At 34.7% G+C, this 23,331-nt stretch carries 19 protein-coding genes; 3 read left to right on the top strand and 16 right to left on the bottom strand.

Annotation, left to right across the window (positions count from 1 at the left end; genetic code table 11):
* Positions 1–156 precede the first annotated feature (156 nt).
* From traK to G3A47_RS19755, 12 genes are all read right to left on the bottom strand, one after another.
* Positions 157–765 (bottom strand): conjugative transposon protein TraK, encoded by a 609-nt coding sequence (traK, locus tag G3A47_RS19810; RefSeq protein WP_241687457.1) that lies wholly within the window; start codon positions 763–765, stop codon positions 157–159.
* Between the two features lie 24 nt (positions 766–789).
* Positions 790–2,001 (bottom strand): conjugative transposon protein TraJ, encoded by a 1,212-nt coding sequence (traJ, locus tag G3A47_RS19805; RefSeq protein ID WP_208328378.1) that lies wholly within the window; start codon positions 1,999–2,001, stop codon positions 790–792.
* A gap of 3 nt (positions 2,002–2,004) precedes the next feature.
* Complete coding sequence (locus G3A47_RS19800) at positions 2,005–2,640, bottom strand: TerB family tellurite resistance protein (protein ID WP_166925551.1); 636 nt, start codon at positions 2,638–2,640, stop codon at positions 2,005–2,007.
* An 11-nt stretch (positions 2,641–2,651) separates the two neighbouring features.
* Positions 2,652–3,266 (bottom strand): hypothetical protein, encoded by a 615-nt coding sequence (locus G3A47_RS19795; RefSeq protein ID WP_166925550.1) that lies wholly within the window; start codon positions 3,264–3,266, stop codon positions 2,652–2,654.
* A 16-nt stretch (positions 3,267–3,282) separates the two neighbouring features.
* Positions 3,283–3,966, bottom strand: coding sequence for a conjugal transfer protein TraI (locus G3A47_RS19790; protein WP_166925549.1), 684 nt, complete (start codon positions 3,964–3,966; stop codon positions 3,283–3,285).
* A gap of 9 nt (positions 3,967–3,975) precedes the next feature.
* Positions 3,976–6,447 carry a TraG family conjugative transposon ATPase gene (locus G3A47_RS19785; protein ID WP_166925548.1) on the bottom strand — a complete coding sequence of 824 codons (2,472 nt, stop codon included), beginning with the start codon at positions 6,445–6,447 and terminating at the stop codon, positions 3,976–3,978.
* A gap of 32 nt (positions 6,448–6,479) precedes the next feature.
* The gene (locus G3A47_RS19780) at positions 6,480–6,794 is read right to left on the bottom strand and encodes a DUF4133 domain-containing protein (protein ID WP_166925546.1); all 315 of its coding nucleotides are present in this window, start codon (positions 6,792–6,794) and stop codon (positions 6,480–6,482) included.
* Positions 6,795–6,806: 12 nt separating this feature from the next.
* Complete coding sequence (locus G3A47_RS19775) at positions 6,807–7,091, bottom strand: DUF4134 domain-containing protein (RefSeq protein ID WP_223704658.1); 285 nt, start codon at positions 7,089–7,091, stop codon at positions 6,807–6,809.
* A gap of 179 nt (positions 7,092–7,270) precedes the next feature.
* Positions 7,271–7,732, bottom strand: a complete 462-nt coding sequence (locus G3A47_RS19770; protein WP_166925544.1) for a hypothetical protein — start codon at positions 7,730–7,732, stop codon at positions 7,271–7,273.
* 195 nt (positions 7,733–7,927) lie between these two features.
* Positions 7,928–9,121, bottom strand: coding sequence for a hypothetical protein (locus G3A47_RS19765; RefSeq protein WP_166925542.1), 1,194 nt, complete (start codon positions 9,119–9,121; stop codon positions 7,928–7,930).
* Between the two features lie 56 nt (positions 9,122–9,177).
* Positions 9,178–10,047 (bottom strand): helix-turn-helix domain-containing protein, encoded by an 870-nt coding sequence (locus tag G3A47_RS19760; protein WP_166925540.1) that lies wholly within the window; start codon positions 10,045–10,047, stop codon positions 9,178–9,180.
* A gap of 337 nt (positions 10,048–10,384) precedes the next feature.
* A complete protein-coding gene (locus G3A47_RS19755) occupies positions 10,385–10,990 on the bottom strand; it encodes a hypothetical protein (RefSeq protein ID WP_166925538.1) in 606 nt (201 codons plus the stop codon).
* Positions 10,991–11,323: 333 nt separating this feature from the next.
* Here G3A47_RS19755 and G3A47_RS19750 point away from each other — a divergent pair, with 333 nt between their 5' ends.
* Both G3A47_RS19750 and G3A47_RS19745 read left to right on the top strand, forming a co-directional pair.
* On the top strand, positions 11,324–12,997 hold the full coding sequence (locus G3A47_RS19750) for an AraC family transcriptional regulator (RefSeq protein WP_166925536.1): 1,674 nt from the start codon (positions 11,324–11,326) through the stop codon (positions 12,995–12,997).
* A gap of 77 nt (positions 12,998–13,074) precedes the next feature.
* A complete protein-coding gene (locus G3A47_RS19745) occupies positions 13,075–13,251 on the top strand; it encodes a histone H1 (RefSeq protein WP_035628595.1) in 177 nt (58 codons plus the stop codon).
* 85 nt (positions 13,252–13,336) lie between these two features.
* On the opposite strand, the gene G3A47_RS19740 is transcribed toward G3A47_RS19745, so the two are convergent.
* The 4 genes from G3A47_RS19740 to G3A47_RS19725 all read right to left on the bottom strand — a co-directional run bounded on the left by G3A47_RS19740 (position 13,337) and on the right by G3A47_RS19725 (position 19,737).
* The gene (locus G3A47_RS19740) at positions 13,337–14,725 is read right to left on the bottom strand and encodes a hypothetical protein (RefSeq protein WP_166925534.1); all 1,389 of its coding nucleotides are present in this window, start codon (positions 14,723–14,725) and stop codon (positions 13,337–13,339) included.
* Between the two features lie 169 nt (positions 14,726–14,894).
* Positions 14,895–17,873 (bottom strand): TrlF family AAA-like ATPase, encoded by a 2,979-nt coding sequence (locus G3A47_RS19735; RefSeq protein WP_166925532.1) that lies wholly within the window; start codon positions 17,871–17,873, stop codon positions 14,895–14,897.
* 214 nt (positions 17,874–18,087) lie between these two features.
* Positions 18,088–19,080 carry a hypothetical protein gene (locus G3A47_RS19730; protein ID WP_166925530.1) on the bottom strand — a complete coding sequence of 331 codons (993 nt, stop codon included), beginning with the start codon at positions 19,078–19,080 and terminating at the stop codon, positions 18,088–18,090.
* 288 nt (positions 19,081–19,368) lie between these two features.
* Positions 19,369–19,737, bottom strand: a complete 369-nt coding sequence (locus G3A47_RS19725) for a helix-turn-helix domain-containing protein (RefSeq protein ID WP_166925529.1) — start codon at positions 19,735–19,737, stop codon at positions 19,369–19,371.
* Between the two features lie 624 nt (positions 19,738–20,361).
* Here G3A47_RS19725 and G3A47_RS19720 point away from each other — a divergent pair.
* Entirely contained in the window at positions 20,362–23,331 is a 2,970-nt protein-coding gene (locus tag G3A47_RS19720; protein ID WP_243860523.1) for a SusC/RagA family TonB-linked outer membrane protein, read from the top strand.

Here is a 23,331-nt window from a genome sequence, read left to right as displayed (position 1 = left end):
AACCGTAAAGAACAGAAGTCCCCAGATCAGTTTTGTTTTAGAGAGCCCATTTGTGACTCTCTTCATTTTTTCTGCCCATCTTTTCTGCAATAGCAGATAATACTTGTGATACACAAAAGGCTCAGTCTGTCTTGTAAAAAAGGATTTCATAAATCTCTATTTTCTGGTTTCTGCGGAAAGATCTTTGTTTTCAATCGTATTAAACCGCTCGATAAGAAAACCATGCGGATTATTATCGCTTCTTGATACATTGCGAAGCGCACCTTCTGTAAGCAGGCTTCTTTTTAAAATACTGGTAGTACGGATAATGTTCTGTCCGGCATAACATCTAAAACGGTAGGGATATTCACGGATATCAATACTCACACTGTCAATCTGAATTGTCTGGCTGATATTTCCTGATATAATACCCGAATAAAAATTGTTTTCCTTCAGGTCATCATAAATCCGTTTTGCACTGTCGTCTGCCAGATATAAGGCTTTTGTGATATTGGTTTTAATGACCTTATCATCAGGATCAAGGGTAAAGAAAAACTTGTGAAAGGTTTTCACATGGTCCCTTGCTTCAACAGCAATATTATCTTTTCTTTCCGAAGCGTAAGCTTCCAGCGCTTTGCCGTTTGCCAGAATATATACTTTATCCTGCATAAGGCTCACTGTCTGGAAACTTTTATAGACAGCATAGCAGCTTATTATGATGCAGCCTGCAATTACAAGCATCGTGAAACCTCTCACATATCTAAATGCCGTATCAATGTTTTTCATTTTGGTAAACATATGCTCCTTTTATTAAGTCTGTTTAGAATTTCCTTTAAGCCTATCATTCATATAGTTTCCTTTATCAGTAAAATAAGGACTGCTTCCTGCTGTCGCAGCCATGCTGCTGGTCATTCTCCGATCCGCATCTCCCATCGCATCAGCAGCCATTCCAACCGCATTTGAAGAGGTTCTCACAACGGAATTAGCTGAACTGCCAAACATGCTTGTCACCTTATGACCCAGGGCTCCTCCTCCGCCTGCATGAACAATATAATTGGCAACAGAAGGCACCGTAAAATAGCCTATGATACCTATTATCATGAAAATTAAATATGACATATCGGTCCTGCTGAAAAAAGTGTCACCTGTAGCCTGCACCTGTGAGAGATCCAGCTTGAGCATGAGCTCCTGAATCTTTCCGATTATGCTTCCGAATATATTGGCAACAGGAAGCCAGAGGTAAATATTGATATATCGGGCAAGCCAGACAGTGAGCGTGTGCTGGAAGCCGTCAAATACTGCGATTCCAAATACCAGCGGACCTAAAATGGAAAGCACCACGAGCTGAAAGGTCCGAAGGGTGTCAATGCATAAGGCGGCGGCTTCGAACAAAACCCTCAGCACCTCGCTCAGCCATTCCTTGACCGAATTTCGAAAACTGTAAGAAGCTTTTTCCATCGCAAATTTGACATCATTGCCTATGCCTGCGAGCATGCTCTCATCCGATGGATCAGCACCGTCATGCGTATACTTATACCATCTGTCGCGATCACCCGTACCTGCAGTCCCGACATACATCTTCCATGGATCGGTTTCTTTAATTGCTTTTTCTTTCTCTTTAAGCAGAACAGCAACTGCATTGTTAGAGCCTGTTACCATAGCTGCAGTAGCTGTAACAGTTGGTTTCATAACTCCGTTAATAAGTGCCAGGACCGATGGAAAAATCATAATGCAGAATCCTATTACAAAGGGACGGAAGAGCGGATAAAAATCAATGGGCTCGGCACTTGCAATATGCCTCCACACGCGTGAGGCGATGTACCATATAGTTCCAAAGCCTGCTATTCCCTGCCCTACAGCAATTAGGTTAGAACACAACGGCATCATTTCATCATAAAGCTGGTCTAAGACCCCATGAAGACTAGTCATATCATCACCAAGTCCCTGCGCTATTATTCTGTAAGGAAGCAGTAATATGATAAGCATCACACAAACTGCTTTTTTGTTTAATAAACATTTCATACTCTACTCTTTAAATTCCTGAAAACTCTTTGAGATATAAACATCATTTTTCTCTTTTGATCTCTGAAGAGCCAGCACGTTCGATGTGGTATTAAAGTTTCTGAGAAAAAGCAGTTTATCCTGCATCTGCTCATAGATATCGTCAACTGCCTTTAGTCTTTCGTCGTCCGACATCCTGAGCTTATCAGCTGTTATGACCATCGTAAGTTCATCGAGATTTCGCAGGCTCTGATTAAGCAGGTTTCCGTAAACTTTCTCAAAGTAATTTATTTCCTGTCCGCTGAAATTTCCGCTTTTTATAAATAGGTTCATTCCGTTGCGGCTTTCCTTGACTATTGAAATCTGATATTCCACTATCTCTGCTACCCTTTTGTAATTCTTTACCGCTGGACTTACCTGCATAAGTGCATTTAGAAAAGTTTTATGCAGGCTGAAGTTTCCTTCCGTCATATCTTTCACCGTTTTGTATCCACCTGAAAGCAGCTCATATCCCTTTTTCATGTCACTGAGAATTTTCTTGAACTGGGATAGCTTTTCGATATTCAAAATCAGCTGCTGAATTTCTGCTGACTGCCCCATGGATTTAACTGGAATCATTAACAAAGTGATCAATATTGTCAAAATCAAAATCTTTTTCATAGTAGCTTAATTTATAATCCATATAATTCATCAACATTCTTAGAATCCTTTTTATCGGCAGATTTTGAAACCGACAGCAGTCTGGCATCCCTGCTGAAAGAAAGACAGAAATTATAATCCTCCAGCATAGTTTTGTGCAGAAGATCAATGCGCTCAAGCCTCTGGTCATCTTTTAGCTCTAGTTCTGCATCGGTGGTAATAACCAGCATCTGATCGAGAGTCTGGCTGCAGTTCTGAAGAAGTTTCGCAAAAGACCTCTCTATATAGTCCAGTTCCTTACCATGAAACAAATCAGCAGTTTTAAGATCTGCCAAAGTCTTTCTACAGAGTTTCATTATTTTAAACTGCATGGAAATGATCTCAGAAGTTTTATAATAATTCCTAACCTTTGGATTGATTTTTAAAAGTGAGGTAAAATAATCACCGTGCAGGTTTAGCTCTCCTTTTCTGGCATCACCTATGAAATTAAGCCCCTTTGATACTGCCGAATATCCTTTCTTTGCATAGTCAATATAAACCTGAAGTGCCGCTATCTGAAGTAAAAGTTCCTTCCTCTGCTTTGCCTGCCCGCTCATACTTTGATTAAAAACACAGAGCGCTACTAGTAGTACAGCTATCTTTTTCATGTTTTTTTTTATTGAATTATGGAATTCCGTAAAATTGTTTCACTTGGTTTACATCTGCTTCTGTTTTGGCCCTCTGAAGACTCAGCAGTATGTTCTGCTGGTTAAACATTGTAAGGTCGTCGTAGTTCCCATCAATCTGATCAGCAGCCTTGTTGATGATTTCAAGACGTTTGAGATCGCTCATCTGGATGGCAAAAGAATCCAGAATCAAAAAAATCTGGTCGATATTCTTCACACTTTCCTCGAGTATTCCTGTATATACGCGCTCCATATACTGGATTTCGCTGTCTTTAAAATGGGTATCCTGCTTGAAAAGATTCCAGGCTCTTTCATATTCCTGAACAAGCTGTGTCTGCTTTTTGGTAATCTCTTTTATCCTCTGGTAGTAGGTGATAATTGACTTTACTTTTGCCAGCTCTTCATAGTAGCCTTTGTAAAGAACTTTTTGTTTCTGGGTCCAGTCCGAGATCTCATCGAGCTTCAATTTGGAAAGTACATTTTCCACCTGCTTCTGTGCATTCTGAAGCCAGATCGTTTTATTCTGCAGTTTCTGGATTCTAAGATCGATTGCTTTGATTACCTTCTTAGTTACTGCTTTTACAATTTCCAATATCGGGAGTGCCGCAACTTTTTCCGCAGGTCTTGCCGAGGTGCCCACTAGCAGCAGGCAGACCATCAAGAGTATTAATTTCTTTTTCATTATTCCTTTTCATTTAATTCCATTTCTCATATCCTGAGCCATTGCGGCTATTCCTTTCTTTATGTCCCCGCCAAACTTCTTCGCATAGGCATTCATTTTCACTTTCTCGCTTTCCTCTGTTGTATAAGCTAAGTATTCCTCCAGCGAAACTTCGGTTCTGTAGACCTTTGAAAGCATCCCTCCCAGAGAGATAAACACTTCTTTGTATTTCCTGGCTGGATCATTGGCTTTATTTACAGAAAGTACAAGTGCCTTTTCTTTGTCTGTTAGTCCCAGCAGCTCCTGAATCTGGTTAAACTTATTTTGATATTTGCTCTGGTCCAGAAGGATCTTGCAGTCGCTGTTGTTGATAATGGCCTGCTTGACCACTGGTGAAGAAATAATATCCTCTACCTCCTGCGTGACCACTATCGCTTCCCCGAAGAATTTACGCACGGTCTTAAAAAGATACTTAATGTAATCTGCAAAACCCTCCTTCATCAGTGCTTTCCATGCTTCCTCAATAAGTATCATTTTTCGGATACCTTTCAGTTTTCTCATCTTGTTTATAAAAACTTCCATTATTATGATGGTCACTACTGGAAAAAGAATCGGATGATCTTTGATATTATCCAGCTCGAAGACAATAAACCTTTCTTTTAGAAGATCCAGATTTTCTGTCGCGTTCAGCAAATAATCAAACTCGCCTCCCTTGTAATATGGCCTGAGCACATAGAGAAAGTTATTCAGATCAAAGTCCTTCTCCTTTACTTTATCGCCTTCCAAAATCGAGATAAAATCCTCTTTCAGGAAATCATAGAAGCTGTTGAAACAGGGAAATATCTTTGAGTTTATATCCAATTTCTCGTAATACAGCTGCAGGGCATTTGAGAGTGCTACATACTCGCTCCGGTTAAAGGTTTCGTCGTCTTTTTTCCATAGTGCAAGCAGAAGCGTTTTAATGCTCTCTTTTTTCTCCGTATCCAGACTGTCTCCTTCTGAAATATAAAATGGGTTAAAACGGATAGGATTCTTTTCATCGTAAGTGAAATAATACCCGTTTACCATATCGCAGAGCCCTTTATAGCTGTGCCCAACATCCACCAGCACAATATGCGTTCCCTGCTCGTAATAGCTTCTCACCATATGATTGGTAAAAAAGGACTTGCCACTGCCCGAAGGTCCCAATATAAACTTATTGCGATTGGTGCAGATTCCCATCTTAACAGGCTCATCACTGATATCAACATGAACTGGTTTTCCTGTCAGCCTGTCTCCCAGCCTGATACCGCAGGGACTCAGCGAAGATTTATATCCCGTTTCCATATTCAGAAAGCATACCGCCTGTTCAGTAAAGGTGTCGAAGGTGTCATTCATGGGAAAGTCCGCAGCATTTCCCGCCATTCCAGCCCAATAGATCTGAGGAGCTCCGACAGTTTCCTGCTTGGCAGCCGCATCCATCTGCGCAAGAGCTGATGACACTTTGTTTTTAATCTCTTTTAGTTCTTCCTTATCAGAGCTCCAGGCCAGTATATTAAAGTGAGCTTTAACCGGAAGCCTCTGCTGTGATACTGCCTCGTTCAGAAAATCATTCGTCGCATCCCTGGCAATCATATTCTCCCTGCTGTAGGCTGAGAGTGACTGCAGTCTGAGTCGCTTGCTTTCCAGCTTTTGGATGGTTTTCTGTGAATCTTCAATGAAGATATACTGATTGTAAATATGATTACAGGATAAAAGCTGACCAAGGGTTGAAGCAAAACCAATGCTGAATTTGGTTTTATCTGTCGAATAACGGTCAAAATTGATTCTTGATCCGCATAATCCGGGCAGATCAGCCGCATCACCAAGCGTAAAGATCTGGCAGTGTTTATCCCCTACTGCTAATCCTTCATCAAACCTGATATCCTTAAAAACGAATGAATCTTCACGCTCTGATAAAAAACAGTACTTTTCCACCAGCCCGATTCTTCTGCTCTCGCTTCTAAGCGATTCATTTTGCAGACGCTCCAGCTTTATAAATCCGCTGTCTTCCATAATCCTTTTAAACTGCCCGCAGGTATCTGCAAAATCCTGCAGAAGCTGGGGTTTTAAGGTTTCCTCTGGAACTATGGAACTTCTAAGCAGATTGGAAAACAATGAGGTTGCATTTCTCCTTCCCACTGGTTTCTTGGTCAGCATGATATAGCAGGAATGATCCAAAAAAGGTCTTTCGTTAAAGAAACGCTCGCTGCTTCTGGTCAGAAAACTGCTGTCTTCACTTGAAAAATCAGCTTTATAAGCACTTTCTAAGAACCAGTCCTGTTTATGAAAAACACAAAACTTAGGAAGCACCTTTAACGCCTTTATCCACGATTGGTGGAAAGCTTCATACTCCTGGTCTGACAGCGTAAAAATTTCAGGCAGTTCTGCCTTAAAAACTATAGTTACATCGCCCTGTTTTGATAAAATGCAGTCATGCTCCACTGCCATAACCGGCAGCTGCTCTTCCATCTTCTTCTCCATCCGTTCTCTATTATATAATTAACTCTCTACAGCTATAACTTCATAAAAACCTCTCTGCTGTAAACTTTAATCCACTTAGGAATCTGTTTTTTAGCCAGAGCCTTCATCATGCCGTATTCTCCGTAAGTATTACTCATTCCGTATATTTTAAAAACAAGAAAACCTCCCGCCGTTCCAACAAAACCAATGCATATCAAGGAAGGAATTCCAATTATATACAGGACAGCAAACAGAATCATAAGACCTACAACACCTCCGCCCAAATACCAGATGTACTGCGCTTTAAGTCCCTTAAATTCTATACTCTGATTGATTCCTTTATTGATCGAATAAACGCTGTTACTCATCTTCTCTATCGTTTAAACCCCGAAAAAGGATTTAATTACAGTAGCGACTACCACCAGAAACACACAGCTTCCAAACCAGGCTGCTGCCACTTTTCCAGTATCAGGATCTCCGGCATTCCATTTCTGGTATACTTTTACTGCCCCGATCAGCCCGAGGATCGCTCCTACTGCATACATTAATTCAGTGCCGGCATCAAAGTAACTTCTCACTTTCTGGTTGGCTTCATTAATGCCCGCCACACCGTCCTGGCTGTAAATAACATTACTAACCAGAATCATCAGGAGGGACGATCCCATAGCTCTAAATCGTCTAAAAAGACTTTTTAATTTCCATCTGCATTTTTTCATCACAAATCATTTTTAAAGTTATTTTTTAATAAAAAGAAGAGGAATACCGCCGTTGCTGCTCTATTTTTCCTGTCACATAAAGCCATACCGCACAAGAGAGAACGGGGAATATTCCTCCTCTGAATTTTTTAAAATACCGGTCCTTCCCAGAGACTGTCTGCTTCGCTGAGCGTTAAAAGCAGATTGGGATGCTTTTGAGATTCAAAGACCATTTGTTGGTTAATGTTTTCTCTGAGGGAGGAAATTTTGACATAAGGATATTCATCCAGAAGCATTCGCAGGTAGTTTTGAAACTGCTCTTTTGTTAGTCTCTTTTCTGCACTTTCTTTAACTGCTTCTTTAATACGCTGCGATAGATTTTCCGCATCTTCCAGGGTATCAAAAGATTTCGGAAATGAATCGGATATCGATTTTATTTCCTGTAAATTTTTTGAAGTTTTTTTTAGAAATGGTATTTGCAGTTTCTTTTCACCTGATAAGATTTTTTTTAAATCACTACTGTGAAATTTCAGTAAAATTATTAGATACCAGAAAATTATAGCAATACCAGCCGCGGTCAGATAACTGCCCCATGAAATATTTGTAAACATAGCTCCTCATTTTATCGTTCAACATTTATCTTCTCTATGAAAATCACCACCAGTTAAAAGTTGATGGGATTTATTCTACAGGCCAAAGGAACGATAAGTATAAATTTTCTACAAGCTCAACTTTCTTGAGCCTTTTTTGTTCCCTATCAAAATGCTTGATTCTAAAGGCATTTTGAATGCTTCTTCAAATGAAAACTAGTACGTTTTTATCTTGCTGATTATTTTTTCAAGACTTTCTATGGCGAGTTCTTTATCCCGTTCTTCGGGATTATAAGATTTGGCCCTTATAGATTTATAGGAAAGATTTCTTCTGACAGGGGTAGAAAGATAAGGCACAATGCTTTTAAAAATGTAATTCATCGACTTCGCTTTTATAATTCTCGCTTCGTCTGTTGCTCTAAGGATCAGAGCAATCTGATCTCCCGAAAGCATGCATTCCATCTTAGAGTCTGCCTTCTCTACAAATTCACTTCCGACAGAAGCATCAATCTGTTCCTGAATTAGAATTGCAGCCTTTTTTTCAGCAAATCTGATTTCACTGGAAAACCAGTATTCCAAAAATGAAATAAGATTCTGTTGAGATGGATTAAAGGTTAATTTTAAATCTGCGTTTATTTTAGACAGTTTCTTGCAGAAGTACAGCAGCTTTTCAAGTCTTTCAGATAAATTCTCAAAACCTTCTAAATACCTGCCTATTCTAGTTACCAGTCTATCGGTATATTCTCTGGAATTAAAATTCATTCTTATAAGCACAAGATCCAGATTTGAAAAACCTTCTGATTCTGTAACTGGATAATTTAATTTTTCAAGTTCGATGATTATCTCTCTATAATACAAAATCTGGCGATAGGTATACTTACTATTTCTGCTGTTATGAAGTGGCGCAGCAAGAAGATTGACAACATATTCCAATTCGAGATCATTCTCCTCATTATTTTCTTTTTTTTTAATCAGATTCTTTAAAACCTCAAGTGTCTCTTTTTTCCAAATCGAAAAATAGCTGAAGGACACCCTTTGGTCCAAACTTATAAAGGACGAATATCTGATTTCTACAAATGACAGCAAATCGTCCAGGGAACTAACAATCAGGTCAAATATTCTAAAAAATTCAGGAGAATTGAATTTTTCGATCATTCTTATTTCTACTACCCTGTCTATTAAAAAAACCAATGAAGAATGATATTTTCTTATAAGAAGTCTAATCTGCCTTTTACTTTTCAGTTTGAAAAAAGAATCTTTAATATGAATTTTAATTTTTTTTGATTCAGATACTATTGTTTTACTCAAATTCTCCAATTCATATTCCGATACTTTTACAGAAGAATTATCAGTATCAAATGAATTTATAATCAACGAATCAAACCATTCCAAAGGATACATTTTAATCATCGTCTTATCGTTTTAATTAAACAATCTCTGGCAGAATAAGGAGCTATCTTGGCAGCTTACTTTTTATTAGAACGAAATTCGGTTGGCAGCATACCAGTATGTCTTTTAAAAAATACTCCAAAGTTTTCAGCGCTGCTGAATTCTAATTCATCGGCAATATTAGCCACGGAATAGCTTGAGTCCGTAAGAAGATTTTTTGAAACATTGACAAGAGCTTCAATTATAAATGCTTTAGCTGTTTTACCTGTGCTTTCTTTTACCATCTTATTCAAATGTCCTGGAGTGATAAATAATACTCCTGCATAAAACTGAACATGATGCTGTTTTCTCAAATGTATTGATAATAGAGTCAGGAACTGTATTACAATGCTCTCCCTTCTTGAAAAGTCAAGATTTAAGTCGGGTTTATATTTAGAATGTATAAACTTGAGTTCATATATAAATAAATTAAAGCATATCCGGCGCAGCTTAGTAATTACTTCCGGTTTGTCATTGCTGTTCTGCAATACATACATTAATTTATAAATAAGTGACAAAACTTTAAAATCCGTTTCATGAAGACTAATCTTTCGATCTGATTTTAACATTAGAAAACTAAAAGCATCCGAAAGCTCTTTTTCATAGCAATTATTAAATGCAAAATCAAAATTTGTCCTTACAAGATAAAGCTGGATATTATCCGTCGCTTCAAGTCTGGTGCAAATGGAATTAAATGGGATTACCAATAAATCTTTCCGATTAACTATATTAGTTTCGTCATGAAATCTGATGTTCATTTTACCACTTTTGATTAAAAGCACTGAAAAATTTGAAATGGAAAATGGGACCGGTACAATATTTTTTGCCCTATAGTCTGTAATGTATACTACATCAATACCATCATTTTCAATGCTTTTAATCTCAGTATTTAAGATTTCTCTAATCATTTTTGCTCTTTTAGTTTAGATCTCCTTTTAAATTTCATCCTTGAAAAAATATTCCATCCATGTAAAAAACTGGAAATATAAATTAGACAAACAGCAGACGTATAAAATATACGCTGTTAATCTCGGACTCTCAATTATATTGTCCTCGTAAAGTACGTACTGAACCAGCTGATCAGCAGCAAAAAGCTTCATTATAAAATAAAGGCTGCAAAGATTAAAAAGGAACAATAAAATATAAAACAAAGCTCTCTTTTTCATAAATCAGATAGATTAGAAAATTATTAATCAACTATATTAAAGCAGGAAGTGATTCAACTTCAATCACGTCGTTACATCATTAATGTCCGATACTCCTACTGGTGGTGGATGTCTCCCAATCTCTGTCCTTTCTGTCCTTTTCACTAAATAAAACTGCTTCCGAAATTGAGGAAATAGATAAAATGGATTCCTTTTCATCTGTTAGAAGTGTTGAATCCTGTCTTTTTGAAATCTCGTATTGAATTATAAAATCATCCACGATGTGGTACTGCTGGCCGCGAAGATTTCCGAGATTGACTATATACCCCTTCAGATCAAGTTTCAATGATGATCCCAGTGTACTTTCATCAACAATTATAAATAATGCTGAGAAAGGATCCTCCGCAGAAGAAATTGTATCTAAATCAGAAGTGCTTTTCTCAAAAGTCTTTAGTTCATTTAGCCCATGTTGGGCTTTTAATACTGAAATGATCTTTTCTTTTAATTGGGCAGGAACTAGAAGTACGTAATCTCCCGCCTGAACTTCCTTAAAGTTTTCCTCTAAAGCAGACCCATTTTTAAAATCTGCAGTTTTCTCTTTGCTGATTGCTTGGCTGGAAACCAATCTTAAATCAGAATTGTCAAAATCGTCATTTGAACATGAACCTAATAAAATAATTAAACCAGTTAATAATAAATTTTTCATAATGTAAAATGGTTTGGTTAATTGAGAACTTGTCTCAGTCCATTTTACCCGGGCCAGCAGAACTTTTGCTCAGTACTTTACTGAATCTTTTGCTGTTGAATTCAAGGCAAATCTAAATTGCAAAAAATCATAAATCAAGTGCATGTATGTGGATTTTCGGAAAATCCACTATCGATTTCCATGAAATCAATAATGTATTTTTCTTACATTAAATATTGAAATTCAAATAATTACATTATTTTTGAAAGTTGCTCTATAGCGACTTCTACATTTTTTTTTTATTAATCTGATTTATGCTTTCATCAGAGCATAAACTCAAAATTTCTATATATTATGAAATGTAATTTATCGGTACTGCTGCTTCTATTTCTAATTAAATCTTTAACTGCCCAGAATACTCCGAACAGAATTCCTGATTCCCTTATTTTTAAAAGTTATGGATATCTGGATGATAAAATTTATCAATACAAAAATGACAGTCTGAAAGCATCTCCATATTTATATGCCTATTTAAGAAAAGCCCGAAGGGAAAAGAATCATGAAGAGTTAGTTAATGCATATCAAAATATTCTGCATCAATCACCTATGACTCTCCGTTTAAAATACGCAGACAGCATGGTGCAGACAGCTGTAAAGTCAAGAAGTCCTGAACTGATTGGATCTGCTCAGCTATCCAAAGGAATAGTCTATTACAGCCAGAAAAACTATGTAAAAGCCTATGATTATTATATTAAAGCAAATGAAAGCATTTCCAAAACCGAAAATGATTACCTAATGTACAAAACCAAATATCATATTGCTCAGATTAAATATTATCTCGGCTTCTATGATGAGGCTATTTCTCTTTTTAATGGATGCATTGAATATTTTAAAAAAAATCAGCCCCGCCCCTATTTAAATTCACTGCATTCACTTAGTGTTTGTTACAATAAGATTGGAGATTACAGGAAATGCTCTGAAACTAATGCATTTGGAATTAAAGAATGTGAACGGCTTAATATACCAGAAATGGAATTATTTTTTAAGCACTCCGAAGGAATCAACCAGTTCTTTCTAAATAATTATCATACTTCGATTCAATTGCTTCAGGAAGTCATGCCGCAGTTAAATAGCATGACAGAATTTGCAAATGAATCAATCGCCAATTTTTACATTGGAAAAAACTACTGGAAACTACAGCGTCAGGCAAAAGCAGTTCCTTACTTTAAAAAGGTGGAAAAAGTATTTATTGAGAAAGGTTACATTCGTCCGGATTTAAGAGAAGTTTTTGAATTAATGATTAAATATTACAAGAAAGAAAATAACCTGAAATCCCAGTTGTATTATATAGACCAGCTTTTAAAAGCAGATTCTATATTAACAGATACCAATAAGTACCTAATGGGCAAAATTCACAAGGAATATGACACGAAGGAAATTCTGCTTGAAAAAGAAAAAATACAGCAGCAGCTTGTAAAAGCGAAATATTATGATGTCATTTTGATCAGCGTCGTTGTCGTTCTGTTCTCCGCTGTCATTTACGGGACCTATAACCATTTTGAAACTAAAAAGCGCAATAAGATCAAATTTGATCTGCTTCTGAAAAAAAATGAACAGAGCAGCTTACAGAATCAGGCAACCGATAAATTCGAAATAACCGATATTTCGCAGGAGACTGTACAGCAGATAATAAGACACCTAGAAAAATTTGAAAGGGACAAAAAATTCCTGCACAAAGAGGCAACACTAGCCACTTTAACTGTGCGGTTTAATACTAACAGCAAATACCTCTCAAAAGTGATATACCATCGCAGCGGCAAGCGTTTTGCTGATTATATCAATGACCTAAAAATCGATTATCTGGTAGAACTGCTCCAAAACTCAAGCATGCATAGAAATTACTCCATAGGCTCACTGGCGGAGGAAGCCGGTTTTACTTCCACTCCCCGGTTTACTAATGCATTCCACTCAAAAACAGGAATTTCGTTCAGTTATTTCCTTAAGGAATTGAAAAAAGAGAATTCATGAAAATATTTTTATAATAATACCGTTTTCATTTAAGGCAAAATTTTACTTTTGCCCGATTAATTTAAAAAAATTGTATAATGAAAGACCTAGTTGCAAAAATCAACGCTGAAATTGAAACATTTAAAACAGAATCTGAAGCTTTAGCTGAAAAAGGAGTTAAAGCTGCCGGAGCTAGAGCAAGAAAATCATCACTTGAAATTGAAAAACTTTTAAAAGAGTTTAGAAAAGTTTCTATTGAAGAATCTAAAAAATAAATTCATTCTTACTTTTACTAAATTAGCCTTTCAGAATCTGAAGGGCTTTTTGTAAAAGTTTATGAATGCATAACTACTTAATCTTTCATAAATCAATATAAAATTGAAAATGTCCATTAAGTCTCTGTAGTCTAAAGCTAATATTTTTTAATTTCCATTTTCTTCCAATCCATTTTTCTTTCTGGAATTCATCAAAATTAATCTCTCCAATATTTTCTATGTCCGTTCCAAGTAATTCACTTATTTTATTAACTAAACGTTTTATTTCCATAGAATAAATTTTATAATGCTTTGAATTAATTTGCCCAAGTACGATTATAGGATCTTCGCTTTTGTTATTTGATGTGACTACGGTCATTTTATTAAAAAAATCAAATAAAAAATATGGGAAATAATATGTTTTCCATTTATCATTTTCTGTTTTTTCTTCGTAATATTCACCATCTATCAAAAGTCTCAAAGGGTATGATAAATTAAAACCAATGTCATTAATATTTAGATATTTATTGTAAAAGTTTAAAAATTCAGCAGGCTTAAAAACAAATGTATTTATTCCTAATTTCTCATATATTCGTTTTGTTTTATTGTAAGATTTGTTGTCATTTACGACATAAAAATTGCATGTCGAAGCAAAAGCGGCATGAAAAGCATCTTCCGTTGTATTTTTAAAAGTTTCTTTTCTGCCTTTTTTTACATTAACGTTGTCTTCTTGATAACCATGAATATCTAATAATAAATATTCATTTGAGATTTCATTAAACCAATCAGGGGCATTCTTAGAATTATTAATATATTTCTTTTGATCAATATTTAATTTGGAATATTTATCCTCAATCAGTTTTAACGGATTTTCAGTGTTAAAAATACTATCTCTATTAATTCCCACTCCAGATTGAACTATTTGCCGTAATTCTTTATAATTTTCACCTTCATTTAATCCTATATTCATATCACTGAAGCTTTTGAAAAAACCTTCCATTGTTGGATTATTAGTTAATCCCGGGAAAATTTTTTCTAATTGTTCTGCGCTTTCTGGATTTTTTAAAGCTTCTTTAAATGCACTGTCTAAGGGCATTGCTTTAATTAGTTCTGAAAAGATGGAGCTAATTCCTTTAGTTGCATCATCTTCTGCAAATAATTTTTCAAGTCCATCAATACTCAAATCCTTAAATAAATTTCTTTCCTCAGCTCTTTCTTTAAATAATTCATGCGGTTGATAGAGATCTAAAACTATATCTGCTCCTGTATTTATTAGACAATTGTTTTTAGTTAATTTGCCAATAAATTCTAAATCCGAATTGATATAATCGTTTATTGTCTCATTTTCTTTTAAACCTGATAAAAGATCTCCAATATGTGAAGTAGAATAAGGCAGAAAAAATTTATCATTTTCTAAAAACACTTCTCTCAGCTCATTATGTTGATTATTCTTGATCTGAGCCATTACATTCCAATCTAAATATACCTTTATCATTTATAAAATTGTTTTAGATTCTTGATTTTGTGATAAGCTTGCTCATCACTTTACAGTTACAATTACAGGTATGGGACTAAATTAAGCTCATTATTTGGATTTGCCGAATCTTCCTACTACAAAGGCAACTTGAAATTAAGCCTAATGTCCAATTTGCTTTTAGCGTGTCTTAGGAGAGATTTTTTTCGAATCGATATTTTTTTTCTCGAAGCATAAAAGCATCTTTACCTCCTTCCACAATTTCTGCAATATGTTCTCTTATACCCATAGATATAAGTAAATCTTTTTCTGTTTCGTTTATTGGAAATGTATCTTCAATTGCACCATTAATATAATCGAAAAGAAATTCACTAGTTGACTCCGAATCATTTTGACCTTTTTGATTTGCAACTATAACATTTTCCGCATCGGAATTAACTACAATGTTTGCATTGTGGGTTACTACAATTATTTGTCGTTCTAGTTTCTTATTTTTTAAATAGTTAACCAAATCTCTTGTTATAGACCTATTATCTAAATTATCTTCTGGTTGATCGATTAAGATCGGAGATTTAGATTTGCTTAAACCGATTATTAACATTAGAATAACAAAACTTGCCTTTCCTGTTGACATTTCTCCAAGTTTGTCATTTTTGTATGTTATTTTCCAATAATCAAAGAAGTAATCTTCTAAAAGAACTTTGATTGAATTTTTCTTATCAATTCTTGGTAAAATAGCATAATTTTCACTCATGATATCGTTGAAAATTTTTTCAATTTCTTTTTTGATTATCTCATAATGAAAGCTTGCAGTCGCTTTTTTCTTTTGATTAAGAATTTCAGTATAGGAATTATAAGAAGCTTTTCTTCCGTCACTGATATCGTACATGTTCTTATATAATTTAGAAAAATTAAATTGAGCAATTCCTACTATCTTTAATCCATCTTTTTCAAGTTCAGTAGTTCTTTCTTTTAATTCATCAATTATCTGAGTGTATTCTAAATAACATTTGTCATATAATTCAAAAATGTCTTCGTGGCATTTTTGAATCGATACTTTTTTCTCTGCAATTTGCTTATTCAGAGTTTCAATTTCTAAAAGAAATTTTTTATCATTTGCAATGGATTCATTTAAAATTTCTATCTGTTTTTGAATTTCATCGTTTCTTTTGAATGGGACTAATTCTGCATTTATTATTTTGGTTTCAGAATCAATTGTTTCACTTTCACTTTTGAATATGTTATCGTGAACGAAATATTTAATATCATCTTCTCTTGATTCGATTTTCAGCTCTTCAACTAATCCATTAATTACTTCTCTCAGTAAATTAATAGAATTTAACTTTTCATTGTAATTCTGCTTTACAGATTCTAATTTAAAACTATTTAACAAAATTTCCTTACTATCATGTAAATTATCAACTACTTGTTTTATTTCATTAATGGTAGTTTTAGCGAGGAAATAATCAGCTTTATAATCAGACCTTTTTTGTTCATTCAAGATTTGTCTTTCTTGAACCACCTTATATTTTTCTATTTCATCAGGCGTTAATCCTGCTTCTGTATTAAGTTCTTCAACTTTTTTCGTATTTGTAGATATATTAGTTTCTAATACTTCTTTATTGGATTTAGTCTTTAAATCAATTTCAAGTATATTAGTATCATCAATTAATTCAAAGTATTTCTCAATTAATATCTCCCTGTCTTTATCAATTTGCTTGACATTTTTAATAAAACTATCATATTTACTTTTCGAATCTATTTCCTCATTAATTAAATCTCTAACTAATTTATTTAAAGGTTTTCCTTTTTTGTTTAAGTCTGGTTCTGCTAGTTTAACTAAATAGTTTTGAGGAATGTACTTAATATCTGGAATTATTGAGTTTTCATTCGAATCTCTATACATTTTTTGTGAAATTCCTGCCATGGAAGTAATCTCAAAATTAAAATCAGAAACTACTGATTTTAGATCGTATTTTTCTTCATCATTATCATTTAATAAAACAGATTGATCAGGTAACAAAGTTTTTGCAATTGAATAAAGAAGTATTGATTTACCTGATGACTTTCCACCAATAATAACATTTAAATTTTGATTTAAATGAATTTCCTTATCACTGAAAGCTTTTGAAGCGGATAAAAATTTAACCTTATCAATTATTACTTTATCTTCTTTAAAATCAGGCTTGGAATTTTGAATTTTAACCCTTTGTTCTGGCTCAAAGCATATTTGGCGTAAACCTTCAAAATTTAATTTACCTTTTATCCAAGTATATCGATTAAAAAGAGTTGATTCTGTATGCGAATCACAACCTACAAGACAAGATTTTAAGGAACCTCTTTTTTCAATTACCTCATTAACTTCTTTTTTATAGATTTCATCATTATAACCGTCAGTTGTTTCTAATCTTTTTCCCAAAAAATATTTGATATCTTTAGGATTTGTAGAAAAAATAGAATGTGATATTTTATAAATTGAACTTCTCAATCCATCTAATGAACCTTCTTCATTTTCAAATAAATCATAATGTTTTTGTACGGCAGAAGCACCGTCATTATTTGAATTACTTACTACCAAAATGCAATTATTTTGAAAATCCTTATTTTTGGCTAAAACATTTTTTAATGTTTTTAAGTCAATTACAAAATTGTCAACTCCTTTTTTATATTTTAAATCATCTGTTGAAAGTGTTGAATCTAAACTCTGACCATAATTAATTAATCCATGACGATTCATTTTTTTTCCATCTTGATTTTCAATATGGCCAAAAAAGTCATTTTCGAGATGTTCAACATAGTCAGGATTAAATAAACAATGTATGTTTATCAATCTTCCTCTGTCAGTTGCTGGCAACATTCTTAATTCAACATTTGGAAATAAAAAGATGTTTTTGATAAACTCAATCTCAGGCTCTGTAAATATTTTGGTTCCATTATCTTTATCAATTCTAGTATCTATTTGCGAAATATATTTTAAAGCGTCTTTGTACCTATCAATTGAGAAATAATCAGTAATACCAATTGCCTCTATTTGATTATAATAAGCAGATTTGAAGAATGTATCAAAGAATACATCTAGAGTAGCTGATGTAAATTGATCATTTTTATTTGTTCCTTTTGTATGTACATGTAAGTTCCATTTTTTCCATTCAGAGCCTTTATTATTCATATTGTGATTTTATTGATTCTATGTTATAATATTTCGTTTGATTCCTGATTATTCGATTTTTCCATTAAAATATCGCCTAAAATCGTCGTACTACAGCGGGTTTAGACTTAATTCTGCCATATTTTCGGATTCGCCATATCCTCCACACTGAAAGCCAACTTTACATTAAACCAATTGTCCAATTCCGTTTTAGTAGCTTTTGTGCGATCACTTTTTATTCATTAAAAAAATTGTGTTTTTGCATTACTAAATAATCCAATTTATTTGCTTCATCGAACAATAGATTTGTATAATAATTGATTTCGTTTAGGTTCTCATTAAGTATGTCAAAACAGTTTTTGACAAATGAATTTGAATTGAAGAAAATTTCACTAATTAAAAATGTCTCCTTTAATAATTCTGCAATATTAATATTAATCCCGTTTTCTTGAGCTACACCTTGAAAATGCTGAATGAGATATGAAATTCTAATTATTGTATGTGGATGTGTTTTTTGGTCTAGATAGAACTCGTCAACATATTTGTCATTTTCATCAAATTCTCTATTAAAGAAAAGGAGAAAAGTAATTAATATTGATGATAGACCTAATGAAAGTAAGTTTTTTAAATTTTCTGAATTTTTATTTTGATTATCTAATTCTTCAAAATATTCCATTATGTGAAACAAAACAAATTGACAGCCATTCAAATCAGCATCGTATTCTAAAAGATGTTTTTCAGGAATAAAAAACGGTAGATTTTCAGAAATTTCATTTAATGAAAAGTTCCCTTCTTTTTTTTGAATTAAATGTGCTAGTTCATGATAATAAGTAAAAAGAATAGAGCTTTGAAACATTAAGTTTTCTAAGGAAACTGATATCTTTTTTGATAACTCTAAATAGTTACTTAGCCTTTCATTTTCAAAAATTGTTCTTTCGACATTTAATCTAGCGTTTAGTTTTTGTACAAGTGCACTTGAGATGTAAATTATGTAGTTTCCGTTATTACATGTAGCACCCGCATTTACATGATTCTCTTTGTCATAAAAGAAAAAAAAAGAAGGTTCAATACCGAATTTACGACCATTTACTTTTAAATTCTCATAGCAAAATTTGAAAAGATTTAGATAAATATCTTGGTCCTGGCGGTCTTCCAATTTTAAAATATCGGAAATTGATACGTTGGTTTTTTCTACTATTTCTTTAGATTTTTCGATGTAAAAATTCATTTTATTTTAATTTAGTATTTCCAAAGTGTCTCACAAGTTACTTGTTTAAGTAATAAAATTGCTTAAATAAGTTCTATTTTATTTGGCTTTGCCATGGTAAAAATTTTAATACTCAAACATACAAAGCCGCTTTTGTTTTATTTTACGGCTTTCCATAATCTATCAAGCAAAATAATCCATTTAAAAATGAAAAGGCCACCGTATAAATACCTGTTTTAAATTTTATTAAGCATAAAAAAAGATGCCTAAGCATCTTTCATAGAATTTTATTAAAAAAAATCATTAACATTAATGTTTGTCTAATAAGTCAAACTTACTGATAATCGTCTTTTTTAAAAAATTGTAATAATGTGTTTTCTCTTCAGTCAACTTTTCTTCCAACTCAAACGATTCATCAACAATTGAAATTAGATCATCTTTATTTTTCAAAATAAACAAAGTACAAAAATCAATATTTAGATGTTGGCTGATTGAAAATATTTTATCCCAACTACTTACATTTTCAAATCGTTCAACCCTACCAATCAAGGTTGAATTATAACCTAATAGTATAGCAAGATTATGCTGAGATAACTTTTTCTTTAACCTGGCTAATCTGAGCACGCATCCAATTTGAATATTTAATAAATGTAATTCTACATCATTGTATTTTCTCATAAAGTAAAATTTGAGAAAAAAGATCACTTTATTCGATACAAATTTGCGTCGAATAAGTTATTTTGTTATATTTGTCACAACATCTTACATGTAAAAATGTAATTTTGCGATTCTTCATATAAAATATTTGAAGCATTCGCTTTGAATCTTGCACTAGAAAAAACTGGACACTTTTTCAACCGCGCGCAAGAAGATAAGTGTAAATGCTCACGCCATAAATGGCGTGGGCTCACTTATGCGCGCAAGGTAGTCCAGTAAATCCTTCTAGTGTAATAAAGTGAGAACACCCCACGCCTCTTTTTTAGGAATTGCTTCCTCACTTTCATTCATAGCATACTTCATTCTTTTTAATAGTCTCGTAATTAGTTATTATCTAACCAATAAATCTATGTGCATATGAATTAAAAAGAATTACTGACAGTTAAAACATGCACTTCCTTATTCTTTATTTTGAATTAGTCAATTTCAGTGCTGTATTAAAAACACAAAATGGCCCTCTACTTCGTCGCCAAACAACCATAGAGGACCGATAGCTAATCAAATCATATTTAACTAACCAATCCCAATATTATGAATTATTTTTCATTTTACAAGGATGGAAGAGCTCTTTATTGCCTAATTTTTATGGGCATTACCTTAGCTTTTTCGTCAACTCATGCCGCCAGCTCAAAACGGCATTTCAAATTTACACCTCAGCAATTTCAGGTCAACGGAACAGTAACCGATGGCTCAAGTCCTCTGCCGGGTGTAACGATAGCCATTAAGAATAAAGTGAATTCCGCTGCAATTTCAGATTACAGTGGACAGTATTCAATTACGGCATCACCATCCGATACTTTAATTGTATCTTTTATAGGGTTTAAAACTTCTTATATTCCTATCAGTGGAAGAAAAATTGTCGATGTTAAACTTCTCTACGATACAACCACGCTGCAGGAGGTTCGGGTGAATGCTGGTTATTATTCCGTAAAAGAAAGTGACCGAACAGGGAGCATTGCCCGAATTACCTCGAAAGATATTGAAACCCAGCCCGTGACTAATGTGCTGGCCACAATGCAGGGCCGTATGGCAGGAGTAAGTATCACACAGACTACAGGCGTGCCTGGCGGAGGTTTTGATATAAAAATACGGGGACAGAACAGTCTTAGATCCGATGCTAATTCACCGCTTTATATTATTGACGGTGTGCCAATCTCTTCAGATCCCATCGGTTCTTCTTATACGGGAACCACATTTCCTACATTGGTGAGCCCTATCAACAGCATTAATCCTGATGCGATCGAAAGCATTGAAGTGCTCAAGGATGCTGATGCAACATCTATATACGGTTCAAGAGGAGCAAATGGTGTGGTATTGATTACCACCAGAAAAGGAAAAGCAGGAAAAACAAAATTTAATGTTTCTGCTTCCACAGGAACCGGCAGGGTAACTAAATTTCTTAACCTTATGAATACCGATCAGTACTTGGCTGTTCGCAGGCAGGCCTTTATAAATGATGGCAGAACTGCATACGGTGCTACAGATTACGACATTAACGGCATTTGGGACCAGAACCGTTATACTGACTGGCAGAAAGAACTTATAGGAGGTACTTCATTGATCAATGATTTGCAGGCATCAGTGTCAGGCGGTACAAACAATACCCAATTTCTATTAAATGGCTCTTATCATACAGAAACAACCGTTTTTCCGGGTCAGTTTCGATATAAAAAGGGCGGAAGCAATTTTAGTTTGAACCACAAATCCGAAGATGAAAAGTTTTCACTTAACTTCTCTGCGGGATTCAATTCACAGGATAACAACCTGCCTTCTTACGATTTTACAAGCGATGCCAGAAATCTTCCTCCAAATGCTCCCGCCCTTTATACGACGGACGGAAATCTTAACTGGGAGAACAATACTTGGCAGAACCCGCTTAGAAATCTAAACACAAAAGCAGAATCTGCTGTTAATGATCTTACAGGAAATGCGGTTCTTTCTTATGCTCTAATAGGAGAGCTTTCAGTCAAAGGAAACTTCGGATTCACTTATCTTGACAATACCGAAACTAGAATTGTTCCATCCACTATATATAATCCCGCATTTAATGTCGGACCTTCACAATCTTCTATTTTCACGAATGATGTAAATAGATCTTCATGGATTGTAGAACCGCAGATAAACTGGATTAAGCAGCTGAAGAATGCTAAAATTGATGTACTTGTTGGTTCTACTTTTCAAAGCCAGCGCGGTACAAAAATATCCAATTTTGGATCGGGCTTCACTTCCAACAGCCTTATATACAACTTGGCAGCAGCGAAAACGGTAAGGGTACTGCTGGATGAGGAAACAGTGTATAAATATCAGGCTTTCTTTGGACGAATTAACTTTAACTATCAACAGAAATATATCGCAAACCTTACCGCTAGACGCGACGGTTCAAGCAGATTTGGACCAGGCAACCAGTTTGCGAATTTCGGGGCATTGGGATTTGCGTGGCTGTTTTCTAACGAAAAATTTCTCCAGAATTCGAGGTACCTTAGTTTTGGAAAAATACGAGGCAGTTATGGTACCACCGGGAATGATCAAATTGGCGATTATCAGTTTTTCGACACTTATTCTGTCAATGGTGTATTATATAACGGAATTTCCGGCCTATCGCCGACAAGGCTCTTTAACTCCGATTTTGGATGGGAGACAAATAAAAAACTGGAAGCCGCGCTTGAATTAGGTTTCTTCAAAGACCGCATTTTCACAACCGTGGAATGGTATCAGAACAAATCTTCCAATCAGTTGGTCGGCATTCCGCTTCCCGGAACAACCGGTTTTTCATCCATGCAGGCCAATCTGGATGCGGTCGTACAAAACAGGGGATTTGAATTTACATTGAGAACCGTCAATTTTAACAGCGGAAATTTTAACTGGACCACCAGCTTTAATTTAACTGTTGCTAAAAATAAACTCCTTTCTTTTCCTAATCTTGCTAGTTCAACCTACAGCCAGCAGTACAGGGTCGGTCAGCCGCTTAATATACAGCTGTTATACAAATTTAATGGAGTCAACCCACAGACGGGAATCTATCAGTTTGAAGACCTCAATAAGGATGGGCTTTTGACAGCTGCTGAGGATAGGCAGATAATTGCAGATTTGAATCCTAAATTTTACGGTGGCCTTCAAAACAGGCTGGCTTATAAGGGTGTGTCGCTGGATTTCCTCTTCCAGTTTGTAAGCAAGGACAGCAAAGCCTATTCCATGTCGTCAGCTGGAACAATGTCCAACAAACATGTCAGGCTTTTGGATAGCTGGTCTTCGCAGGGGGATACTGGTCCATATCAGATCTATACAGCAGGATTTAACAGTTCGGCAGTAACCGCAAACAGCCTGTTCAACCAGAGCACTGCCTCTATTACCGACGCTTCCTTTATAAGACTTAAAAACATTGCCCTTTCTTATAAACTCCCTTTGAGCCTTAATGATACGCAATGCACGATAATGCTTCAGGGACAAAATCTGCTGACTTTTACCAGATATGATGACGGTGATCCTGAATTTACAACCTATGGCTACCTTCCTCCGCTAAAAGTAATTACGGCAGGAATTCAATTAACTTTTTAA

Source organism: Flavobacterium poyangense (genome assembly GCF_011751075.1).
Taxonomy (GTDB): Bacteria; Bacteroidota; Bacteroidia; order Flavobacteriales; family Flavobacteriaceae; genus Flavobacterium; species Flavobacterium poyangense.
This window is presented reverse-complemented; position numbering and strand designations above follow the sequence as displayed.